The organism is Mesorhizobium sp. M0217, from assembly GCF_040321955.1.
Classification (GTDB): domain Bacteria; phylum Pseudomonadota; class Alphaproteobacteria; order Rhizobiales; family Rhizobiaceae; genus Mesorhizobium.
This window is the reverse complement of sequence record NZ_JAMYSN010000003.1, coordinates 394587-414049: the sequence shown is the minus strand read 5'-3', so window position 1 is coordinate 414049 and position 19463 is coordinate 394587. Positions and strand designations below refer to the sequence as shown.

Annotated in this window: 18 protein-coding genes; 1 reads left to right on the top strand and 17 read right to left on the bottom strand. The window is 63.9% G+C overall.

The genetic code is table 11. From position 1 onward, the window contains the following. Nucleotides 1-14: 14 nt before the first annotated feature. From ftsA to mraZ, 15 genes are all read right to left on the bottom strand, one after another. A complete protein-coding gene (gene ftsA / locus NKJ18_RS08945) occupies nucleotides 15-1322 on the bottom strand; it encodes a cell division protein FtsA (RefSeq protein ID WP_023688034.1) in 1308 nt (435 codons plus the stop codon). After that, nucleotides 1319-2260 carry a cell division protein FtsQ/DivIB gene (locus NKJ18_RS08940; protein WP_023725356.1) on the bottom strand — a complete coding sequence of 314 codons (942 nt, stop codon included), beginning with the start codon at nucleotides 2258-2260 and terminating at the stop codon, nucleotides 1319-1321. The genes ftsA and NKJ18_RS08940 overlap by 4 nt, the downstream gene beginning before the upstream one ends. Beyond that, a complete protein-coding gene (locus NKJ18_RS08935; protein WP_023668279.1) occupies nucleotides 2248-3174 on the bottom strand; it encodes a D-alanine--D-alanine ligase in 927 nt (308 codons plus the stop codon). The genes NKJ18_RS08940 and NKJ18_RS08935 overlap by 13 nt, the downstream gene beginning before the upstream one ends. 303 nt (nucleotides 3175-3477) lie before the next feature. After that, on the bottom strand, nucleotides 3478-4443 hold the full coding sequence (gene murB / locus NKJ18_RS08930) for a UDP-N-acetylmuramate dehydrogenase (protein WP_352758111.1): 966 nt from the start codon (nucleotides 4441-4443) through the stop codon (nucleotides 3478-3480). Beyond that, nucleotides 4440-5846, bottom strand: coding sequence for a UDP-N-acetylmuramate--L-alanine ligase (murC, locus tag NKJ18_RS08925; RefSeq protein ID WP_023668277.1), 1407 nt, complete (start codon nucleotides 5844-5846; stop codon nucleotides 4440-4442). The genes murB and murC overlap by 4 nt, the downstream gene beginning before the upstream one ends. Next, a complete protein-coding gene (murG, locus tag NKJ18_RS08920) occupies nucleotides 5846-6970 on the bottom strand; it encodes an undecaprenyldiphospho-muramoylpentapeptide beta-N-acetylglucosaminyltransferase (RefSeq protein ID WP_352758110.1) in 1125 nt (374 codons plus the stop codon). Before murG ends, murC begins: the two co-directional genes overlap by 1 nt. Nucleotide 6971: 1 nt before the next feature. After that, nucleotides 6972-8123, bottom strand: coding sequence for a putative lipid II flippase FtsW (gene ftsW / locus NKJ18_RS08915; RefSeq protein ID WP_023668275.1), 1152 nt, complete (start codon nucleotides 8121-8123; stop codon nucleotides 6972-6974). Continuing rightward, a complete protein-coding gene (murD, locus tag NKJ18_RS08910) occupies nucleotides 8123-9523 on the bottom strand; it encodes a UDP-N-acetylmuramoyl-L-alanine--D-glutamate ligase (RefSeq protein WP_023688030.1) in 1401 nt (466 codons plus the stop codon). The genes ftsW and murD overlap by 1 nt, the downstream gene beginning before the upstream one ends. Nucleotides 9524-9531: 8 nt before the next feature. Beyond that, a complete protein-coding gene (gene mraY, locus NKJ18_RS08905; RefSeq protein WP_023668273.1) occupies nucleotides 9532-10614 on the bottom strand; it encodes a phospho-N-acetylmuramoyl-pentapeptide-transferase in 1083 nt (360 codons plus the stop codon). A gap of 18 nt (nucleotides 10615-10632) precedes the next feature. Next, a complete protein-coding gene (locus tag NKJ18_RS08900; RefSeq protein WP_352758109.1) occupies nucleotides 10633-12066 on the bottom strand; it encodes a UDP-N-acetylmuramoylalanyl-D-glutamyl-2,6-diaminopimelate--D-alanyl-D-alanine ligase in 1434 nt (477 codons plus the stop codon). Beyond that, entirely contained in the window at nucleotides 12063-13517 is a 1455-nt protein-coding gene (locus NKJ18_RS08895; protein WP_352758108.1) for a UDP-N-acetylmuramoyl-L-alanyl-D-glutamate--2,6-diaminopimelate ligase, read from the bottom strand. Before NKJ18_RS08895 ends, NKJ18_RS08900 begins: the two co-directional genes overlap by 4 nt. A gap of 54 nt (nucleotides 13518-13571) precedes the next feature. Then, on the bottom strand, nucleotides 13572-15296 hold the full coding sequence (locus tag NKJ18_RS08890) for a peptidoglycan D,D-transpeptidase FtsI family protein (protein ID WP_352712346.1): 1725 nt from the start codon (nucleotides 15294-15296) through the stop codon (nucleotides 13572-13574). A 14-nt stretch (nucleotides 15297-15310) separates the two neighbouring features. Next, nucleotides 15311-15703, bottom strand: coding sequence for a cell division protein FtsL (gene ftsL, locus NKJ18_RS08885; RefSeq protein WP_023682142.1), 393 nt, complete (start codon nucleotides 15701-15703; stop codon nucleotides 15311-15313). Nucleotides 15704-15707: 4 nt separating this feature from the next. Then, complete coding sequence (gene rsmH / locus NKJ18_RS08880) at nucleotides 15708-16724, bottom strand: 16S rRNA (cytosine(1402)-N(4))-methyltransferase RsmH (protein WP_352758107.1); 1017 nt, start codon at nucleotides 16722-16724, stop codon at nucleotides 15708-15710. Continuing rightward, nucleotides 16721-17194 (bottom strand): division/cell wall cluster transcriptional repressor MraZ, encoded by a 474-nt coding sequence (mraZ, locus tag NKJ18_RS08875; protein WP_023690870.1) that lies wholly within the window; start codon nucleotides 17192-17194, stop codon nucleotides 16721-16723. The genes rsmH and mraZ overlap by 4 nt, the downstream gene beginning before the upstream one ends. 398 nt (nucleotides 17195-17592) lie before the next feature. Here mraZ and NKJ18_RS08870 point away from each other — a divergent pair, with 398 nt between their 5' ends. Next, nucleotides 17593-18708 (top strand): cystathionine gamma-lyase, encoded by a 1116-nt coding sequence (locus tag NKJ18_RS08870; protein WP_352758106.1) that lies wholly within the window; start codon nucleotides 17593-17595, stop codon nucleotides 18706-18708. Nucleotides 18709-18716: 8 nt separating this feature from the next. Here the strand turns inward: NKJ18_RS08870 and NKJ18_RS08865 are convergent, their stop codons facing one another. Together NKJ18_RS08865 and NKJ18_RS08860 are read right to left on the bottom strand one after the other, a co-directional pair. Further along, nucleotides 18717-19010 (bottom strand): type II toxin-antitoxin system RelE/ParE family toxin, encoded by a 294-nt coding sequence (locus tag NKJ18_RS08865; protein WP_352758105.1) that lies wholly within the window; start codon nucleotides 19008-19010, stop codon nucleotides 18717-18719. Next, the gene (locus NKJ18_RS08860) at nucleotides 19007-19291 is read right to left on the bottom strand and encodes a type II toxin-antitoxin system ParD family antitoxin (RefSeq protein ID WP_023668264.1); all 285 of its coding nucleotides are present in this window, start codon (nucleotides 19289-19291) and stop codon (nucleotides 19007-19009) included. Before NKJ18_RS08860 ends, NKJ18_RS08865 begins: the two co-directional genes overlap by 4 nt. Between the last annotated feature and the right edge of the window lie 172 nt (nucleotides 19292-19463).

Here is a 19463-nt window from a genome sequence, read left to right as displayed (position 1 = left end):
GCTGTCCCCGTCAATTAGAAACTGTCTCTCAACCACTGACTCATGCGATGCAGTTTTCCGCCCGTCCCGGTCATCCTGAGACCGGAAATTCCTTTCGCCGGATGGCTCTCGAAGCTCGCCATCTGCGGGTAGATCAGCAGCCCGACCGCCGTCGAGAAAGCCGGCCCCTTGGCAGCTTCCGGCAGGCCCGCCACGCCGAGCGGGCGTCCGATGCGCACATTGCGTCCCAGAATGCGGCGCGCCGCCTCGGGGAGACCCGCAAGCTGGCTGGCGCCGCCGGTCAGCACGACGCGTTTTCCCACGGCATTGCCGTAGCCCGACTTGTTCAGCCGGTCGCGCAACAGTTCCAGCGTTTCGTCGATGCGGGCGCGGATGACGCGCGTCATCACCGAGCGCGGGATCTGCAGCGGCATCTCGCCGTCTTCGCCGATCGGCTGGATCGAGACCAGGTCGCGATCGTCGGCACTGCCAGGCAGCGCCGAACCATGCATCACCTTCAGCCGCTCCGCGGCGTCGAGCGAGGTCGACAGGCCCTTGGCCATATCGAGCGTCACATGATTGCCGCCGATGGCAATGGCATCGGCGTGGACGAATTTGCCTTCCGAAAACACCGAGATGGTCGTCGTGCCGCCGCCCATGTCGATGCAGGCCGCACCCATTTCCAGTTCGTCGTCGACCAGGGCCGCAAGCCCGCTGGCATAGGGCGTCGCCACCATGCGCTCGACCGAAAGATGCGAGCGGTTGATGCAGAGCTCCAGATTGCGCAGCGGCGCGGCATCGCCCGTCAGCACATGCATATCGACGCCGAGTTGGTCGCCGACCATGCCGCGCGGATCGCGCACGCCGCGCTCGGCGTCCAGCGAAAAGCCGACGGGCAGCGAATGGATCACGTCGCGTTCGGCCTTGAGCGCCTGCTTGGCGCCGGCGGCAAGCACGCGCTTGATGTCGGCTTCGTCGGCCTGATGGCCACCGAGATTGATGGTGGCCGAATAGGTTTCGCTCTTCAGCCGGCCGGCCGTCATGTTGACGATCAGCGAATCCACGGTCAGTCCCGCCATGCGTTCGGCTGCGTCGACGGACAGGCGAATGGCGTGCTCCGCGCGGTCGAGATCGACGACCACGCCCGACTTCACGCCTTGCGATTTCTGGTGGCCGATGCCGATCACCTGGATGCGGTGCGAGCGGCCGCGCAACAGCTTGCCGTCCTCGCGCGGCTTCAGTTTCGCCACCACGCAGCAAACCTTGCTTGAGCCGACATCCAGCACGGTGAGCGTGCCGGAACGCCGCGAAGAGGCATCGCTGTTGCCGCCAAGCCAGCTCATATCTTCGTCCCCGACTTGCGCTTCAGATTTTGCGGCTTTTCATTGAGCGCGGCCTGGCGCTGCGTCGCCGCTTCCGGCGTCAGCTGCACCACCAGGCGATCGGAGATGCGCATGTCGACGGCGGCGATGTCCCGCGTCAGAAGCCCGTTGTCGTGGTCCATCCGAACCAGATCGGCGATCGCCTGATCCTCGCCATCCTCGGGCAGCTTGATCGTGATGCCGTTTTCCAGCTTAAGGTCCCAGCGCCGTTCGCCGATGCGGATATAGCCTTTGACCCGAGCCGCGAGCTCGGGAAATTTCTTGATCTTGGCCACGAAGTCGGGGGCCTTGGCCGGCGCGCCGGTGCCGATGATCAGCGGCAGCAGCGCCTGCTTGCCGCCGGAGAATGGCGCGATCACCGCGCCGGAGCGTTCGATGACCGAAAGCTCGGCGCCCTGCTGCCAGAGCGCGAAGGGCTCGCGCTCCTCGACACGCACTTCCAGCGTATGTGGATAGACCTTGCGCACCGCCGCCACTTCGACCCAGGGCAAGGTATCAATACGTTCACGCGCAGCCTCGGCATCGAAGCCGATCAGTGACGTCCAGCCGTCGAGCTCGAGCCGGTCCAGTATGTCGATCTCCGAAGTCTGGCGGTTGCCGACCACCTTGATCTGGTCGACGGCAAAGCCGGTCCGGGCGGTGATGCTCTGGACGATGTCGTCGGCATGACCGCCGAGAATGGCGCCATAGAGGCTGCTTGATGCAATGAGCGAAGCCGACAGGATGGCCGCGGAAAAGCGCGGCGCGACGAAGTCGCCGCCGCCCAGGCGCGCCAGCACGCGCACCGGCCGGCGCAGCACGCGCGGCAGCACGAAATGGTCGAACGACAACGGCATGCCGAACAGCGCCGGCCCGGCGCCGCCCCTGCCCTTGTCCTGTCCCCATTTCAACGCAGACACGAAGCGTCCTCCACCATCCAACTCAACAATTCGCCAAACGAGTGCCCGGCCTGGGCGGCGATTTCAGGCACCAAAGACGTCGGCGTCATGCCCGGCTGAGTGTTGATCTCGAGCCAGACAATCTCGCCGTTTTCGGAGTGACGGTCGTCATAGCGGAAGTCCGATCGGGAAACGCCCCGGCAGCCGATAGCCAGATGTGCCTTGAGCGCCAGTGTCTGTATTTTTTGGTAAATATTTGATGAAATTTTAGCAGGGATTTCGTGTTTTGATCCGCCGGCGACGTATTTTGAATCATAGTCGTAGAAGGAATGGCCGGTCGGAATGATCTCGCAGACGCCGAGCGCCACGTCGCCCATGACGGCGCAGGTCAGCTCGCGCCCATGGATGTAGCGCTCGACCATTACGGTCTCGCCATATTTCCATTCGGACGAGCCGATGACCTGCGGCGGATGCGACTGCCCTTCATGCACGATGACGACGCCGAAGCTTGAGCCTTCATTGACCGGCTTGACCACGTAGGGCGGCTTCATCGGATGCTTGTTCTGGATGGCAAAGCGGCTGGCAACCTTCGATTCCGCCACCGCGATGCCGGCAGCCTTGGCGACCTTCTTGGCTTGCTCCTTGTTCATGGCGAGCGCCGAGGCGAGCACGCCCGAATGGGTGTAGGGAATGGCCAGATATTCGAGGATGCCCTGGATGGTGCCGTCTTCACCGAACGGGCCGTGCAGTGCGTTGAAGACGACATCGGGCTTGAGTTCGGTGAGCACGGCGCCGACATCGCGCGCAACATCGACGCGGGTAACTTGGTAGCCTTCATTCTCAAGCGCATCCGCACACGCCTTTCCCGAAGACAGAGACACGGGCCGCTCGGACGAGAATCCGCCCAGGAGGACAGCCACATGCTTGTTCTTCATATCCCGTCATCCCTCTCACGGCGGGCCCGCAACCACGCATTCAGCGATCAGATTGAGTCCGAGTCTCCCGGCAGGTTGCCCCCCCAGACGGAAAACGCGGTCGACGCGTCGAACGACTCAAATCAGGAAACGCTTTAAGGCAGAGAATCAGAGAGTTGATTCGCTGGCAAGTGCTTATGATTCCGACAGATTCACTTTCCGCGAAAACGGCCGGAAAAAGCGTGTTGTGAGTCTTTGGAGCAACGGTGGCGCTGTTGTTTCAGACCGTTTGAAGTTCAAGCATCACATGAACTTCAGCTTGCGCTAAAGAAGCTGTCCGAGGAATTCCTGCACGGCATGGCCGGGGCGGAAATTGCCGAGCCGCTTGATTTCCCACTGCAGGCGGATGCCTGAATTTTCAAGCACGCGGGCGCGCACCGTCTCGCCGAGATATTCGAGGTCGTATCCGGTCGCTGTTCCGGTGTTGATCATGAAGTTGCAGTGCATCGGCGACATCTGCGCGCCGCCGATCATCAGCCCGCGGCAGCCGGCCTTGTCGATTTCCTTCCAGGCCGAGGTGCCTTCCGGATTCTTGAAGGTCGAGCCGCCGGTCTTCTCGCGGATCGGCTGCACCGTCTCGCGATGCGTCTGGACGGCGTCCATGGCCGCCTTGATCGCCTCTGGGTCTTCCAGAACACCTTCGAAAACGGCGGAGGTGAAGATCAGCCCGGCAGGTGCGGCCGAGTGACGATAGGCATAGCCCATGTCGTCATTACTGAGCGTGTGGTGATTGCCCTTGCGGTCGAGCGCCCGCACCTCGACGACACGTTCCCGCGTCTCGACGCCATTGGCGCCGGCATTCATCCTCAGCGCCCCGCCGATGGCGCCGGGAATGCCGTGATAGAAATGAAAGCCGCCAATGCCGGCCTCATAAGCGACGGCCGCGACGCGCTTGTCGGGCGTCGCCGCACCGGCCTTGATGACGGTCGGCGAAACCACCTCGGTCTCGCCAAAACCCTTGGCCGAAAGCCGGATGACGAAACCCGGAATGCCGCCGTCGCGCACCAGGAGGTTGGAGCCGACACCGACGATGGTGAGCGGGATGTCCTCCGGCACGGCGCGCAGGAAGGCAGCCAGATCCTCCTCGTCGGCCGGCTGGAACAGGGCGTCCGCCAGACCGCCGGCTCGGAACCATGTGATCTTGTCCATCTCGGCATTGGGCGTGATGCGGCCGCGCAGGCCGGCAAGCCGGTCGCCAAGTTTGTCGAGCAGGTCCTGGCCGCGCATCATGAGACGGTACCGCCGAGTTCCCCAGGCAGCGCATAGGCCCATTGGGTGATGTTGCCGGCGCCCAGGAAGATGACGAAGTCGCCCGGTTTCGCCAACGCGCGGATGACGGGCGAAATCGCGGCAGGGGTTTCGACGTAGCGCGCATCGCGATGGCCGCCGGAGCGGATGCGCGACACCAGCGCCTCCGAGGTCACGCCGTCGATCGGCTCCTCGCCCGCCGCATAGACCGGCGCCACCATCACCGTGTCGGCATCGTTGAAACAGACCGAAAACTCGTCGAACAGATCGTGCAGCCGGGTGAAGCGGTGCGGCTGCGCAATGGCGATGACGCGGCCCTTGGTGGCGCTGCGCGCCGCTTTCAACACCGCCGTGATCTCGACCGGGTGGTGGCCGTAATCGTCGAAGATGTCGACGCCGTTCCACGAGCCGGTGTGGGTGAAGCGCCGCTTGACGCCGGCAAAGGACGACAGCCCCTTCTTGATCGCTTCGGCCGACAGGCCGAGTTCATGCGCGACCGCAATTGCGGCGGTGGCGTTGGAGACGTTGTGGCGGCCGGGCATCGGCAGCCGCAGATCCGATATCGTCGTCTGGCCGCCGGTCTTGCGGTCGCGGATCACCACGTCGAATGCCGAGACGGCACCGGCCATGCGGTGGTTGGTGAAACGCACATCGGCCTGCGCGTTCTCGCCATAGGTGATGACGCGGCGGTCCTCGATGCGGCTGACCAGCGCCTGTACTTCCGGATGGTCGGTGCACATCACGCCAAAACCGTAGAACGGCACGTTCTCGACGAATTGCCGGAAGGCCTCGCGCACCTTGTCGAAACTGCCATAATGGTCCAGATGCTCGGGATCGATGTTGGTGACGACGGCGATCTCGGCCGGCAGCTTGAGGAAGGTGCCGTCGCTTTCGTCGGCTTCGACCACCATCCACTCGCCATCGCCCATACGGGCATTGGTGCCATAGGCATTGATGATGCCGCCATTGATCACCGTCGGGTCGAGCCCGCCGGCATCGAGCAGCGTCGCCACCATCGACGTGGTTGTGGTCTTGCCATGTGTGCCACCGATCGCGACCGCCTGGCGGAAGCGCATCAGTTCGGCCAGCATCTCGGCCCGGCGGACAATTGGGAGCAACTTCTCCCGCGCGGCCTTCAGCTCGGGATTGGATTTCTTGATCGCGGTGGAGACGACCACCACTTCGGCCGCGCCGATATTCTCGGCCTTGTGGCCGACAAAGCATTCGATGCCCTTGTCGCGCAGCCGCTGGACATTGGCGCTGTCGGCCTGGTCCGAACCCTGCACCTTGTAGCCGAGATTGTGCAGAACCTCGGCGATGCCGCTCATGCCGATCCCGCCAATGCCGATGAAATGCACAAGGCCGATGGTCTGCGGCATCTTCATCAATGCGTCCCTTTCCTGAAATCCGAAACGGTTTTTCTGGACGCAATAGCCTCTGTGAGATCAGCGAGCAACCGTGCCGCGTTCGGCCGGCCAGCCGACTTCGCTCCGGCAGCCATGGCCGTCAGCCGCTCGGGAGTGTCCATCAGCCCGCCAATGAGAGCCGCGATGCGCTCCGGCGACAGTGACGATTGCGGATGCACCTCGCCGCCGCCCGCCGCGGCAAGGGCGGCTGCGTTCGCCGCCTGATCGTGATCCAGCGCATAGGGATAAGGCACCAGCAGCGCCGGCCGGCCGATGACGGCGATCTCCGAAACCGTCGAGGCGCCGGAGCGCGAGATCACCAGATGCGCCGCGCCCATGCGCTGTGCCATATCGGTGAAGAAGGGCGAGACCTCGACATGGACGCCGAGTGCCGCATAGCCAGCCTTCACCCGCGCCACGTCGTCGGCGCGGGCCTGCTGGGTGATCACCAGCCGCTTGCGCTGCGCCTCCGGCAGAAGTGCGATCGCCGCCGGCATGGCATCGGAAAAGAACTGCGCGCCCTGGCTGCCGCCGAACACCAGGAGCCTGAACGGATCCGCCCCTTTGGATGCGGTGTAGGGCGTCTTTGCCGCCTCCAGGATTGGCGGCCTGACCGGATTGCCTGTCGTCACCGTCTTGGCGCCTGTGGCACTTTCATCTTGCGGCAGGAAGCCGCCGGCAATCGCATCGACACGCCCGGACAGCGCCCGGTTGGCGCGGCCCATGACCGCGTTCTGCTCATGGATCAGCGTCGGCAGCTTGCGCCGCGTCGCGGCATAGAGCGGTGGCAAGGTCGGATAACCGCCAAAGCCGACGACCGCATCAGGCTTGATCCTGGCGATGACGGCGGAGGCCTGGCGCACGCCGCGCCAGATCTTCCAGAACGCTCCGAGCAGAGCGGCGGGGTTTTTCGAGCCCATCGTCGCCGACTGGATCGGATGGATGGCGGCGGCCGGGAAATGGCCGGCAAAGCGCTCGGCGCGGTCGTCCGTCGCCAGATGCACGCCCCAGCCGCGCTCGATCAGCTCATGCGCCAGCGCCTCGGCCGGAAACAGATGTCCGCCGGTTCCGCCAGCCGCGAGAAGGATGACACCCCGCGCCATATCACTCCGCCGGCAGGGCGCGCTGCGACAGGGCAAAGCCCATCTGCTTGCGCTTTTCCGGTCGCTTGCGCGTCAGCGCCAGCACCATGCCCATCGAGATGGCAATGGCGATCTGCGAGGAGCCGCCATAGGAGATGAAAGGCAGCGTCATGCCCTTGGCCGGCATCAGTTGCAGGTTGACGCACATGTTGATGACCGACTGCAGGCCGAACACGGTGACGAGACCGCCGACGGCGTAGCGGGTGAAATCATCATGTTCCTTCAATGCCGTGCTCAAGCCGCGCAGCACGATGAAGGCGAAGATCGACATGATGAAGAAGCACATGATCAGCCCGAACTCTTCGCCGGCGACCGAAAACACGAAATCGGCATGCGCGTCGGGGATGACGCGCTTGACCGTGCCCTCGCCCGGGCCGACGCCGAACCAGTGGCCGTTGATCAGCGCCTCGCGGCCCATGTCGACCTGGAACGTGTCGCCTTCGCCGGTCAGGAATTTGTCGATGCGGGCGGCGACGTGCGGGAACACCGTATAAGCGGCAAACAGGCCGCCGGCGCCGGTGGCGCCAAGCGCGATGATCCATAGCCAGGGCAGGCCGGCCATGAAGAACATGACGCCCCAGGTGCCGGTCACCAGCATGGTCTGGCCGAGATCGGGCTGCGCCACCAGAAGCGAGATGACCAGGATCAGCAGCAGCATGGCAAACAAATTGCCCGGAATGTCGGGCTGGCGCTTGTGTTCGGCGAACAGCCAGGCGCAGACGATGACGAAGGCGGGTTTCAGAAATTCCGACGGCTGGATCGACATGCCGACAAACGACACCCAGCGCCGCGCGCCTTTCACCTCGACGCCGATATAGAGCACGGCGACCATCAGCACCAGCATGATCCCCAGGATGATCAGCGCCATACGCCGGATCTGCCGCGATTCCAGGAAGGACACTGCCAGCATCACGCCGAGCGCCGGCACGGTGAAGATGATCTGCCTGGTGGCAAAGTGGAAACTGTCGAGGCCGATGCGTTCGGCCACCGCCGGGCTTGCCGCAAAGGACAAGACGATGCCAAGCCCCATCAGCGACAGGAACGCCGCCAGGAACCAGCGATCGATCGTCCACCACCAGGTTGCAACCGGGCTTTTGTCGAGACGGCTTTGCATTATCGTGCCCCTCCGATGGGTTTCACGCCCTCGATAGCATTCGCAGCTTGCCTGAAGGCTTCGCCGCGAACTTCGAAATTCTTGAACTGGTCGAAACTGGCGCAGGCCGGCGACAGCAGTACCACCACCTCGCCGTTGTCATCCTTGGCCGAGTCTTTCGCGGCATGGTCGACCGCGGCGGCCAGGGTGCCCGAGATTTCATAGGGCACGGCTTCGCCGAGCGTCGCCGAGAATGCGGGCGCCGCCTCGCCGATCAGATAGGCCTTGGCGACGCGCGGGAAGAAACCGCGCAGCGGCTCGATGCCGCCTTCCTTGGGCAGTCCGCCGGCGATCCAGTAAATGCGCGAAAAACTCGACAGCGCCGGTGCCGCCGCATCGGCATTGGTCGCCTTGGAATCGTTGACGAACAGCACATGATCCTTGCGGCCGACCTGCTCCATGCGATGCGCGAGGCCGGGGAAGCTTTCCAGTCCCGCCTGGATTTCGCCCAGGCTCAAGCCGACCTTGAGGCAAGCTGCGACGGCGGCAAGCGCGTTCTGCGCATTGTGCTGGCCGCGCAACGAACCGATGCCTTCGAGGAAGGCGACGCGGCTGTAGCGGCCATGCACGGCTTCCATCAGATCAGAGCCGTCGGCGAAATAGCCGTCGGTCAGCGGCAGCCGCTTGGAGATGCGGATCACCTCCCGGCCCGCCCTCTCCAGCCGGTCAGCGATCTGCGCGCACCAGGAATCGTCAACGCCGACGATCGCCGTCTCGCTGCCGGCAACCAGCCGCTCCTTGATCGAAGCGTAATGCTGCATGGTGCCGTGGCGGTCGAGATGGTCGGGCGTCAGGTTGAGCAGGATGCCGGCCGTCGGGTTGATCGAGGGCGCGAGATCGATCTGGTAGGACGAACACTCGACGACATAGTCCCGGTCAGCCTGCGGTGGATCGAGCGTCATGATGGCCCGGCCGATATTGCCGCCCATCTGCGTGTCGCGCCCTGCCGATTTGAGGATATGCGCGGTCAGCGCCGTGGTCGTCGACTTGCCGTTGGTGCCGGTGATAGCGATGAACGGCGCATCAGGCGCGCGCGCAATCCGCTCGCGGCAGAACAATTCGATATCGCCGATCACCTCGACGCCGGAGCCACGCGCCAACTCCACCGTCCAGTGCGGCTTGGGATGCGTCAGCGGCACGCCGGGTGAGAGCACGAAGGCCGAGAATTTCGACCAGTCGGCGCCGCGCAGATCGGCGGTCGCAATGCCTTGGTCAGCAGCCTTGGCGACGCTATCGGGATTGTCGTCCCAGGCGAGCACGTCGGCGCCGCCCTCGATCAGCGCGCGCGCCGTGGCGGTCCCCGAGCCACCGAGCCCGAAGAGCGAAACGCGTTTGCCCGAAAAGGATGCGGCGGGGATCAAGCGGGTTCCTATCTCAGCTTGAGGGTCGACAGGCCGACCAGCGCCAGGATGACGGCGATGATCCAGAAGCGGATCACCACCTGGCTTTCGGTCCAGCCGAGCTTTTCGAAATGATGATGGATAGGCGCCATCAGGAAGACGCGCTTGCCGGTCATCTTGAAGTAGCCGACCTGGATGATGACCGACAGGATTTCCACGACGAACAATCCGCCGACGATGACCAGCACGATTTCGTGCTTGGTGGCGACCGCGACCGTACCGATCAGGCCACCCATGGCCAGCGAACCGGTGTCGCCCATGAAGATCGCCGCCGGCGGGGCGTTGAACCAGAGGAAGCCGAGGCCGGCGCCGATGACGGCGCCAAGCACGACAGCCAGCTCGCCAGTGCCGGGCACGAAATGGATCTGCAGATATTCGGCGAACACCGCATTGCCGGAGAGGTAGGCGATGACGCCGAAGGATGCCGCCGCAATCATGATCGGCACGATCGCCAGCCCGTCGAGGCCATCGGTCAAATTCACCGCATTGCCGGCGCCGACGATGACGAAGCAGGAGAACGGCACGAAGAACCAGCCGAGATTGATGATGAATTCCTTGGCGAAGGGGAAGGTCAGCGACGACGAGAACGGCGCCTGGCCATTATGCATGATCGCCCAGGCGGCGATGCCGGCGATGACGAATTCCAACGCCAGCCGCGCCTTGCCGGAAAAGCCGAGATGCGACTGCTTGGTTACCTTGAGATAGTCGTCGTAAAAGCCGATCGAACCGAAGCCCAGCGTCACCAAGAGCACCACCCAGACATAGATCGAGGAGAGGTTCGCCCATAGAAGCGACGAGCCGACGATGCCGCACAGGATCATCAGCCCGCCCATGGTCGGCGTGCCGGCCTTCTTGAAATGCGTCTGCGGGCCATCGGCACGGATCGGCTGGCCCTTGCCTTGCCGCAGCCTCAGCGAATTGATGATGGTCGGCCCGAAGATGAAGACGATCAACGCCGAGGTGATCAGCGCACCGCCGGTGCGGAAGGTAATGTAGCGGAAGACATTGAAGACCGAGACCTTGTCCGCAAAATCGACGAGCAATGTAAACATGCGATTCCGTCCCCCGGACTAGTTCTGTTTCGTGCCTGCGGCTTCCGCCGGATATTTGCCGAGCAAGGCCTCGACCAGCTTTGAAAAGCCGATGCCTTTCGACGATTTGATCATCACAACGTCGCCGGCCTTCAGCGTCGACAACAACAGCGGCTTCAATTCCTCGGCGCCGGCGCGGTATTCCGTTTTGATCTCGTCGGGCAGGATGTCTGCCAGCGCCCGCATTTCCGGGCCGCCGAGAAAGACCGTGTGCGTGCCGGTCCCGACGATCAATTCGGCCAGGGCTGCATGCAGCTTGGCCGAATGGTCGCCGAGCTCGAGCATGTCGCCGAGCACGGCGATGCGCCGGCCCTCGCCCGTGACAGGCGTCGCGTTGAGCAGCGCCATGGCAGCAGCCATCGAGGCCGGATTGGCGTTGTAGCTCTCGTCGATCAGTGTGATCGGTCCCTTGGGATGGCGCAGCACATGGCGCTTGCCACGGCCACGCTCCGCAGAGAGATCGGCCAGCGCTTCCGCCACCTTTGCGATGTCAGCTTCAACGAGATGCGCCGCGCCAAGAACGGCGAGCACATTCTGCACCATGTGGCGGCCAGGCGCGCCGATCCGGGCAACGACATCCTGACCGCCGATCCTGGCGGTGATATCGGAATGACCGGCATGCAGCTCGCATTTGGTCAGCTTGTAGGTCGACCGTGCATTCTCGCCGAAGCCAAAGACATGTTCGACGCCGGCGGCCCGCGCCATCTTGTCGAGCAGCTTCCAGCGCGCATCGTCGCGGTTGAGCAAGGCCGCACCGCCGGGCTCGATGCCTTCAAAAATCTCGGCCTTGGCCTTGGCGATCTCGTCGAGATTTCTAAAGAAGCCGAGATGCGCGGCGGCGATCATCGTGACGATGGCCACATGTGGCCGGACCATCTTGACCAACGGCCGGATCTCGCCGGGATGGTTCATGCCGATCTCGAACACCGCATAGTCGCAATCGCCGGGCATGCGCGCCAGCGTCAGCGGCACGCCCCAATGATTGTTGAAGGACTGCGCCGAAGCATGCACCGTGCCGACGGCCGACAGCACATGACGCAGCGCCTCCTTGGTGGTGGTCTTGCCGGCCGATCCGGTCACCGCGATGATTTTTGCGCTGGAACGGGCGCGGGCGGCAACACCGAGTTTCTCCAGTGCTGCCAGCACATCCTGCACGACGATCATCGGCGCCGTCAGCCGCCCAAGCGACGGCAATTTGCCCTCGGCGACGACCAGAACGCCGGCGCCGGCCTTGATCGCCGCGGTCGCGAAGTCATGGCCGTCCATCGCCTCGCCCTTGATGGCGAAGAAGGCGTCGCCCGGCTGCAGGCTGCGGCTGTCGATCGAGATCCCCGAAATTCCCTCCGGCATCGGCCCGAGCGGCCGACCGCCCATGGCGTCGACCAGCGCGTCGGAAGTCCAGAGCACGCTCATGCGGCCCGCTCCCGCAGCGCCGACCGGACTTCTTCGTGGTCGGAGAACGGAAAAGTCTCGGCGCCGATAGTCTGGCCCTCTTCATGGCCCTTGCCGGCAACGATCAGCGTATCGCCCGCTTTCAGCATGGCGACCGCTTCGTGGATCGCCTTGCGGCGGTCGCCGATTTCAATGGCGCCGGGTGCGGCCGCCAGGATCGCGGCACGGATCGTTTCCGGCACTTCCGAGCGCGGATTGTCGTCGGTGACGATGACGACATCGGCGAGCCGCGTGGCGATCTCGCCCATGATCGGCCGCTTGCCCCGGTCGCGGTCGCCGCCGCAGCCGAACACGACGATGACGCGCCCGGTGGTGAATGGGCGCACGGCGGCCAGCACATTTTCCAGCGCATCCGGCTTGTGGGCATAGTCGACATAGACGGGCGCGCCATTGGCGGTGGCGCCGACAAGGTCGAGCCGTCCCGGTGCCCCCTGAAGTTTCTCCAATGCCATCAAAGCTTTGGCGACCGGCGTTCCAGTGGAAATGGCCAGCCCGGCCGAAACCAGGGCATTGGCGATCTGGAAGTCGCCGGCGAGCGGCAGGTCGATCTCGTAGAGCACGCCGTCGGCTTCGACCTCGGCGCGCTGGCGGTGGCGCTCGTGCTCGACCCGCTTCAGGCGCAGGAAATCGCCATGGCGGCCGACAGTCAGCACATTGAGCCCCGCGGCCTGCGCAGCCTGGATGGTCGGCGCCGACCACGGATCGTCGGCAAAGATGACCGCCGGCGCGCCTTTCGGCAGCAGCGTGTCGAACAGGCGCAATTTGGCGCGATGGTAGTCCTCGACCGTCGGATGATAGTCCATATGGTCGCGGCCGAGATTGGTGAAACCGCCCGCGGCGAGCTTGACGCCATCGAGGCGGCGCTGGTCGAGACCATGGCTGGAAGCCTCCATCGAGGCGTGGGTGACGCCGGCCTCCGCCAATTCCTTGAGCAACTGGTGCAAAGCCACCGGATCGGGCGTGGTCAGCGAACCGTAATCGTTGCGGCCCGGCGCCACCACGCCGGTGGTGCCAATGGACGCGGCGGCAAAGCCGGCCTGCTCCCAGATCTGCCGGATGAAGGCGGCGACCGAGGTCTTGCCTGCGGTGCCGGTAACCGCGACCATCGTCTCCGGCTGGCTGCCGAAGAAACGTGCCGCGCTCAGCGCCAGCGCCAGGCGTGGGTCGTCGACGCTGAGCACCGGGACGGACAGGCCGGAAACGGCGCCGGCCTTGCCCACGACAACCGCCGCTGCGCCGCGCTTTGCCGCATCGGCGGCATAGGCCGAACCATCCGCCTTGCTGCCGGCGAGCGCGAAAAAGACCACGCCGGTCTTGACCGTGCGGGAATCCGACGAAATCCCGGTTACCTCCACATCGCGGGAAGATGTTCCCTCGACAGGCAGGATACCGGCTAAATCTCTCAGGTGCATCGAACCCCGTTTATCTCAACAAAATAGCGCGCAGTTGCCGGCGCGCCCTAAGAATCACTGATAGGAAACCAGCGTTGCGCCATTTTCATGGCTGAAATCTGGCTTCACGCCAAGCATGGCGGCTGCCCGCCTGATGATGTTTCCGGCCATGACACCCGCATTGTTGGCGGCGACGTCGGTCATCCCGGGCTTTTCCGGGTGCGGAGCGTCGGCGATCGTAAACACCAGATATTGCGGATCGTCCATCGGGAAGGCGGCGACGAAGGTGTTGAAATTCAGTTCCTTCGAGTAGCGGCCATTGATCACCTTCTCGGCGGTTCCGGTCTTGCCGCCAACGCGGTAGCCGGGGGCCCTGGCGTTTCTGGCCGAGCCTTTCTCGGCATTGAGCGTGTAGAGGTAGCGCATGCCCTCCACAGTCTTTTCGCTGACCACTCTCTTGGCCACCGCCATGGCATCCTGCTCGCTGCGGACCAGGAAAGTCGGCGGGATCAAATAGCCCTGCATCAGCGCCGCGCAGCCGACGGCGGCCTGCAGCGGCGTCGTCGACACACCATGGCCGAAGGCGATGGTGAAGGAGTTGACCTGTTTCCAGACCTTCGGTTCGGTCGGGCGCGCGACCTCAGGCAGTTCGGTCTGCATCCTGTCCAGAAGGCCAAGGCGATGCAGGAATTCGCGGTGCCCCTCGATGCCGACCATTTCGGCCTCACGGGCCGATCCGATATTGGAGGAGTAAAGGAACACCTCCGGCAATGACAGCACGCGGTTCTTGCCATGGAAATCGTGGATGGCCTGATGGCCGACCCGGATCGGATGCGAGGCGTCGAAACGGCTGTTCATATTCGCCTTGCCGGAATCGAGCGCCATGGCCGAGGTAAAGCTCTTGAAGGTCGAGCCCATCTCGTAGAGGCCGGCCGACATGCGGTTCAGCCGATCCTTGTCCTGCGCATTGAAGGGATTGTTCGGATCGAAATCCGGCACCGAGGCCATCGCCACCACTTCGCCGGTCTTGATGTTGAGCACGACGGCGCCGGCGCCCATGGCGCGATAGCGCTCGAGGCCGGCGGCAATCTCGTCGCGCACCACATGCTGGACGCGCAGGTCGATCGACAGCTGAACCGGCTTCAGATCCTTGGCGATCGCCAAGCCTGAGGCCTGCAGGTCGCTCAGGCCCTGCTCGTCAATGTATTTCTCCATGCCGGAGATGCCCTGATTGTCGATGTTGGTGAGGCCGACAATGTAGGACGAGGTCACGCCGGCCGGATAGAAGCGGCGCTTTTCGGTGCGAAAGCCGATTCCGGGAATGCCGAGCTGCATGATGTCGGCCTGCTGCTTGGGCGTCAGCTGCCGCTGCAGCCAGACGAAGCCGGCGCCGCTCTTCAGCTTGTGATAGGTCTGCTCGGGGTCGATATCTGGCAGAATGGTCGACAGCTTTTCGATCGCCTCGTCGGCATCGACGATGCGGCGCGGCTCGGCAAACAGCGATGCCGTCTTGATGTCGGTCGCCAGCACCTCGCCGTTGCGGTCGACGATGTCGGGACGCGACGCCGTCACCCGGCTTTGCGGCCCATTCGACATGTCGGGGGACTGAAAACCGAGATAGACCAGCCGCCCGGCGATGGTCGAATAGATGCCGAAGAACACCGCCATGGTCATCACGATGCGGGTCTTGGCCTTGCCGCCGGTCGCCTTGCGCGCGCCCTCGACGACGATGGAGCCGTCCTCGCCGGTCCGTGCGCGGCGCTTCAGCAATTTGCCGATCGACGGAAGTTTGGGGCGCATTGGAAATCCAGCGATCATTGGACGATGGCTCCGGTCACCACGGGATCCTTGTCGGCTGGTCCTTTGCCGGAATTGTCGGCCATGCCGCCAAGCCGCTGCGACGACAGGTCCTCGATGTTGAGCGGTTTTGCCGGCAGGTCGTCGAGCCCGACGATCTGCCGCGCATTGACCGGCTCGAGTGCGAGCTGCGATTTGTAGATTTCAGCCAGCTTCTGCAGGCGCGACGGCTGGGTCAGCAGGCTCCAGTCGGCCTTGAGCAGGTCGATCGTGTCCTCCTCATAGCGGATCTGCGCCTCGATCTTCTGCACCGAAGCCAGCTGTTCCTCGGCCTCGCGCTTGGCCTTGTAGGTCAGAGCCGCGGCCGAGACCATGACGGCGATCAGGACTATGTCGCTGGTTCGAAACACGTATTCACCTCTCTCGCGGCGCCTGGATGCCGGGAAGTTTTGGAAGTCCGAAAACGGTGAGATCACCGGCGCGCGCCGGCGCCTCGGTGCGGATGGCGGCACGCAGCCTGGCCGAGCGCGCCCGCGGATTGGCAGCGACTTCGGCATCGCCTGCCGTCACGCCGCCACCGGCCTTGCGGAAGGTCGCGGTGCGCGCATGCGCCTCGGGCAAATGACGTGAGCCGGTGGCGACATCGGCGCGGTCGGCGATGAAGCGCTTGACGATGCGGTCTTCCAGCGAGTGGAACGTCACCACGGCAAGCCGCCCGCTGGGCTTCAATACCCGCTCGGATGCCATTAGGGCTTTGGCCAATTCGCCCAGCTCGTCATTGACGAAAATGCGCAGCGCCTGGAAGACGCGGGTGGCCGGATGGATTTTGTCTTTCGGCGCGCGGCCGATATGCGTCTCGATGGCGTCGGCGAGATCAAGCGTACGCTCAAACAACCGTTTTTCGCGGCGTGACTCGATCATGCGGGCGATGCGCCCGGCATTCCGCTCTTCGCCGAGGAAGCCGAAGATGCGGGCAAGGTCGCCTATCTTGAACGAATTGACGACGTCGGCAGCACTCAAACCCGCCTGCGCCATGCGCATGTCGAGCGGCCCGTCCGTGCGGAACGAAAAGCCGCGCTCGGGCTGGTCGACCTGCATGGAGGAAATGCCGATGTCGAGGACAACGCCGTCGGCGCTTTCGACCTGTTCGTCCAGCGTCGAGAACGGCGCCTGCACCAGCCTCAGCCTGCCGCCGGATTGCTGTTCCAGGCCGCGCCCGGCGGCAATCGCATCGGGATCGCGATCGATCGCCACCACCGAGGCGCCGCTCGCCAGGATCGCCTTGGTGTAGCCGCCGGCGCCGAACGTGCCGTCGACGATCACATCGCCTTCTTTGGGCGAGAGCGCTTCCAGCACTTCGGCAAGGAGGACCGGAATGTGGCGGACCGGTCCGCCAACGGCGCTGAGATCATCGCCGTGATCCGCCATCATTCCGGCCGCTCCCCAGCCTTGCCCTCGTGAGCCTTCGTCCCCTGCCGAAGCTGCAAAAGCCGGGCCCGCGCCTGCGCCCCATAGGCGGCCAGCCGTCCAGGCTCCCAAACTTGAAAGAAATTGCCACGGCCGACAAAGGCCACTTCGCTTGTGATGCCCGTATGCTCGCGGATGAAATCGCTCATCGTGATGCGGCCATCCTGATCGAGCTTCAGGAACGTCCCGTCGCCATGGCAGAAGAACGACATATCGTCCGCCGTCTGCAAAAAAGGGTCTTCCAGCGCGATGCGCTGTTCGTAGCGGTCGAGCAGATCGAGGCCGCCGACGTCCATCGCAGGCACGTCCAGTCCGCGCAGCGCGTAGAGCTCCGAATAGCCGCGTTTCTGCACGACCGCGCGGAAATGCGCCGGAACGGAGACCCGCCCCTTCGCATCGATCCTGTTCACCGCGCTTGACAGAAACCGGTCCATGACACGCTGCAGCCGCTTCCGCCGCCGCACCCCTCTCCATGTTTTCGTCCGCGCCGAAGCGCGTCCCCTGCCGAAAATCCGCTTCGATCCCAGCGGCAAAACCCCGCAAACGCACAGCCGCCGCGGCTGCCCGATTGGCGTACGCTTTACCCTGACGCGAAACGAAGGCTTTGGTATCGAAATGGGATATCATGGGGCACTATGGGCGTCAACGGGAACAGGCTTCACAACGCGCGCCACAACCGGTGAGAGCAGCTCTGACAACACTCCCGTCTTTATCTCCCATTAAGCCTAACGAACCGTTTAGAGCGGGCTGGCCCAAGCGGAAGCGGCTTGCCGCGCATCACTGCCGCGAATAGCGTCGTCAGTCTTTTCGCTGAGCAACAAGGCAGAAATCCATGTCCGAAACAGCCAGGTCCCGCGCGGCCTCCCTTGCCCATCTGCGGCGCGACGGACTTGCCAAAGGCGACCCCATCCCATTGCCGCTGACCATGGCCGCTATTTTCCACAACCCGGGCGACGGCGCCGGCTACAGTCAGTACGGCCGTTACAGCAACGCCACCTGGGATGCAGTCGAGCACATGCTGGCGCATCTCGAAGACGCGCCATGCGTCGGCTTCCCCTCAGGAATGGCGGCAATCTCGGCGGTGTTTTTCGGCCTGTTGAAATCCGGCGACCGCGTGCTTTTGCCTTCGGACGGCTACCATGCCACACGCGCGCTGGCCGAACGTTTCCTCAAGCCCTTCGGCGTCACCTATGATCTGCGGCCGACAGCTACATTCCTCGACGGCGGCTTCGACGGCTACCGCCTTGTCTACGTTGAAACCCCGTCAAATCCGCGATTGGACATTTGCGACATCACAGCGGTCGCCGAGGCCGCGCACCAAGCGGGCGCGATCGTCGTCGTCGACAACACCACGATGACGCCGTTCGGCCAGCGCCCGCTCGATCTCGGCGCCGACATCGTCGTTGCTGCCGACACCAAGGCGGCCAACGGGCATTCCGACGTGCTGTTCGGCCATGTCGCCAGCCGCAATCCAGACATCATCGCGGACGTCACCGGCTGGCGCGAGACCGCGGGCGGCATTCCCGGCCCGTTCGAGGCTTGGCTGGTGCATCGCGGCCTGGAGACGCTGGAGGTACGCTTCGACCGCATGTGTTCTTCTGCCGAGGTGATCGCGAAGCGCCTGAAAAACCATCGCGCCGTTAGCGGCTTGCGCTACCCCGGGCTGGAGGGCGACCCGTCGCACAACCTCGCCCGGGCGCAGATGGAGCGCTTCGGCTTCCTCATGTCCTTCGAACTCCTCTCCCAGGAAAAGGCCGAGGATTTCATCAACAACTGCACGCTGATGCAGGCGGCAACGTCGTTCGGGGGTGTCCACACCTCCGCCGAGCGGCGGGCCAAGCGAGGAGATTCGGTTCCGCCCGGCTTCGTGCGCCTGTCGGTGGGCTGCGAGCCGGTGGAAGAACTCTGGCAGGCGATCGAGGCATCGCTGGACAAGATCGGCATCTGAGCTGGCGGTTAGGTCACCAAGTAATCGGCGCCAATATCGCGCCTGCCGTGCAAAACGCGGACGATCTCGATCGCGTCTTCGCCCATGCGATACAGAGTGACATATTCGCCGACGATCAGATGACGAATGCCGGGCGCGATATCATCGCGCGGCGCACCTGAGAACGGGTGCAAGGTGAGCAGTGTCCAGCGCCTCTCCAAAGCGTCCACAAGGCGCATGGCTCCCTTTGGGCTATGTTCCGCAATGTAGTCACCGATGCCTTCGACATCTGATATCGCCTGAGGAAGCAGCCGATATTTCACTCTTCCGAGCCTGCAGCTTCCGACATCCTGTGATATTTGGCTCGCAGCCGGTCCATGAAGGGCTGGCCGTCCACCGCCGGTCCGCTGTCGATCCCCTCCTGAACCAGCCTGCGCAATTCCTCGACCGTGTAGCCGAGAAGATCGCGGCGGTCTTTCCATTGCCGCAGCGCATCACGGATGACTTCGCTGGCCGAGGCATATTCGCCGGCGGCCACGACATCGTCGACCGCCGCCGCCAGTTCCGGCGAAAGCGTGATGCTGCGTTTGTCGACGTGACCCATGATGCGCTCCTGATCAAACCATGACAATCATGGTACGATTTAATCGTACCAGCTTCAAGGATGCGTTTGTCTCGACCCCAGCATGCGTACTTGATTCAATCGCTCAAGCACCTGAATCGCCAGCTGCGCCCGAAGGCGCAGACTGCTGATCCAAAGGATTAATCGCGATATG